The following is a 2706-nucleotide window of genomic DNA, read 5'->3' on the forward strand; positions in this document are numbered from 1 at the left end:
CCGCCCCCCCCCCCCACCGGGGTGCCCGAGCGGTCGAGCGCGCACTGCCCGGCCGCTGCGCGGTCCGGCCGGCCTCCAGGACGGTGATGTGCTGACAGCCGGGCGTGGGACGCAGTTGCTCCGGATCGATCCGGTCGATCTCCGTGGTCATGGGCGAATGCGGCGGCCCGCGCCCCGGGGCGCGGCTGGACTTCGCCCGCGTTGCGGACCGATCCGTACGGGTGGTTTCCACCGGACGCCCATGTCCTTGCCGCTGTCCGGCGGGGGCCGCTTGTCACAGTGAGGCCCGCACGTCCGCACCACCCGTTCCGCGGGCAGTCCTGGGGCACCTCGCGTACGGACCGACCCCCGTCGTCGCCTCTCCCTCCTCCCTCCCCAGGCCCGAACCCAGGCCCGAAAGAAGGTCACTGCCTTGCCCCGCATCCACCGCTCCACCGTTTCGCAGGACCGCACCGGCCGGCGGAAGCGCACCGCGCTGACGACGGCCGCCGTCACCCTGTCCGTACTGGCCGTGGGCTCGCCCGTCGCGTCCGCCACGCTGGACGACGAAGCCCCCGCGGCCTCGGCCCTCGCCACACGCGGGAAGGCGTACATCGAGACCCGGCTCCTCTTCGGCACCGAACGCCCCGACGGCGGACCGGCTGTGACCGATCGGCAGTTCATGGCGTTCATCGACGAGGAGGTCACGCCGCGCTTCCCGAACGGGCTGACCGTCCAGGACGGCCGGGGGCAGTGGCGGGACTCCCGCGGGGTCATCGAGCGGGAGCGCAGCTACGAACTGATCCTGCTCTACCCCGCGTCCGAGGCCCGTGTACGCGATGACCGGATCGAGCGGATCCGCGACGCCTACGAGAAGGCCTACGCCCAGGACTCGGTGGCCCGGATCGAAGAGCGCACCACGGCCGACTTCTGACCCCGGGCCGTCACCCCTGCCATGCCGCCGGTCATGCCGCCGCGCGGGCCCGGTGCCCGCGCGGCCGGCTGGTCCGGTGCGGCCGGCCGATACGGTGCCGGCGTGTGAGCCTCCGTCACATCGTGCGGGAGGAACGGGCACATCCCCGTCGGGTACTGTGCCGCGGCCGGGTACGGAACCGCACACACGCACGAACGGGGAGCGATCCACATGCGCACGCCAGTACGCCACTTCACGGCCTCGACACCGGACGGCCAGGAGTTCACGGTCAATATCGAGCGGGACTTCCGGTACGACCCGTACCGCGACTTCCTTGTCTGCGCCCACTGCGACTGGTCGCCGTCGCTGCTGACGATGAAGAAGATCGTCGACATGGCCGGGGAGCATCTGACATCGGTGCACGGTGCCGACCAGGGCCTGTCCCAGCAGGACAACGAGGCGTTCCGCAAAGCAGGGCTGATCATGCTGCCGATCGTCGCCGTGTTCCTGATCGCCCTTTTCGTCTATCTGCAGAACTTCTGAGGCCCGCAGGGCCGGTTCAGCTCCCGCTCAGCTCCATGAGCGCGCTCACCGGGTCGGTGTCCGGCGTGGCCCGGGGCCACCAGTCGTCCTCGCCCGGCTCGGATTCGTAGCCGTACCAGCGGCCGTCGTGGCCGAAGCGGAGCTGAAGCGTGCCTCCGGGGTGGGTGAGGTGGTTGCGCCGGGGCTGGAAGCGGGGAAAGCCGGCGGCCGCGAGTGCGGGGCGGGCCCGGTCGAAGGGACCGGCCGGGGGATCCCAGGGGATTTCGAGGACGGCCAGCCCTCCGGCGCCGCCCTGGCGCCAGGCCGCGACCGCGCGGGCCAGGTCGGTGGTGGTGCGGCCGGTGGCGTACGCCAGCTCGCGGTAGAGGGCGCGGGTGGTGGCGGTGAGCCCTGCGGTGGGCCGGGACGCGGCCAGCCGTACCGCGTCCTGCCAGGAGGTGAGTCCGGCGAGCGGATCGAGGCCGGTGGTGAGCAGGGTGTGTGCGCGGGCCGCCGCGTCCGTGGCGAGGTGGTCGAGGGCCAGCGGGTCGCGTGCGCCGGGCAGGCTCGGGTAGGAGGGCGGCTGCGCGGGATGCGGCAGCACCGGCAGCGGGGCGGGGAGCGGCGGGAGGAAGCGGTCGCCGAGGGCCTCGCGGGCCGGCACCGAGGGGGTGTCGGGGGCCGCGGGGCGCTCCCGCGCGGAGTGGGCGGCGTTGCGGCGGCCCAGCTCTTCGAGGAGTTCCCGTTCGCCCCGGCCGCGCAGCAGCAGCAGGACGAACGGGTCGGTGTCCAGGAGTCTCGCCATCTGGTAGCAGAGCGCGGCCACGTGCTTGCAGGGCCGGCCGTGGTCCGGGCAGGAGCAGCCGGGGTCGAGGTCTCCCGGGCCGGGCAGCAGAGCGATGCCGGCCTCGGCCGCCGTGTCGGCCAGCGAGTGCGGCATCTCCTTGGTGAGCAGCGCGGCAAGGTGTCCGGGCCGGGCCGCGACCGCGTCCAGGAAGGTGTCCCAGTCGGGGTCGGCGAGGGTCCGCAGCCGCAGCTCGCAGCGGTAGGGGCGGGGGCGGCTGCCCTGGACGTAGGCGACGACCCGGCCGGGGGTGACGGTGATCGCGGCGACCTTGCCGCTGTCGGCGTACGTACGGCCGCGGGAGAGCCGGGCCTCGTCCATCGAGAGGGATTCCAGGGCGGTCACCCAGGCACGGCCCCACCAGCTGTCCGCGAAGGGTTCGTCGCCGTCGCCGGTGCGGGGCGGTACGGCCTCGAAGGTGCGCCGCAGATCGTCGGGGCCGTACCGC

At 73.7% G+C, this 2706-nt stretch carries 3 protein-coding genes; 2 read left to right on the plus strand and 1 reads right to left on the minus strand.

Features of this window, described 5'->3' with window-relative positions; all coding sequences use genetic code 11:
- Positions 1-412 precede the first annotated feature (412 nt).
- Together AADR41_RS41830 and AADR41_RS41835 are read left to right on the plus strand one after the other, a co-directional pair.
- Positions 413-913 carry a DUF3574 domain-containing protein gene (locus AADR41_RS41830; RefSeq protein ID WP_342287686.1) on the plus strand — a complete coding sequence of 167 codons (501 nt, stop codon included), beginning with the start codon at positions 413-415 and terminating at the stop codon, positions 911-913.
- A gap of 210 nt (positions 914-1123) precedes the next feature.
- The gene (locus tag AADR41_RS41835) at positions 1124-1435 is read left to right on the plus strand and encodes a hypothetical protein (RefSeq protein ID WP_342287687.1); all 312 of its coding nucleotides are present in this window, start codon (positions 1124-1126) and stop codon (positions 1433-1435) included.
- A gap of 16 nt (positions 1436-1451) precedes the next feature.
- On the opposite strand, the gene AADR41_RS41840 is transcribed toward AADR41_RS41835, so the two are convergent.
- On the minus strand, positions 1452-2706 hold a 1255-nt coding region (locus AADR41_RS41840), incomplete at its 5' end, for an SWIM zinc finger family protein (RefSeq protein WP_342287688.1).

This window comes from Streptomyces sp. CLV115 (genome assembly GCF_038448545.1).
In the GTDB taxonomy this organism is placed as follows: domain Bacteria; phylum Actinomycetota; class Actinomycetes; order Streptomycetales; family Streptomycetaceae; genus Streptomyces; species Streptomyces sanglieri.

Coding starts and splice junctions, on each gene's coding strand:
- AADR41_RS41835 (WP_342287687.1), top strand. CDS start 1,124: ATGCGCACGCCAGTACGCCACTTCACGGCCTCGACACCGGACGGCCAG.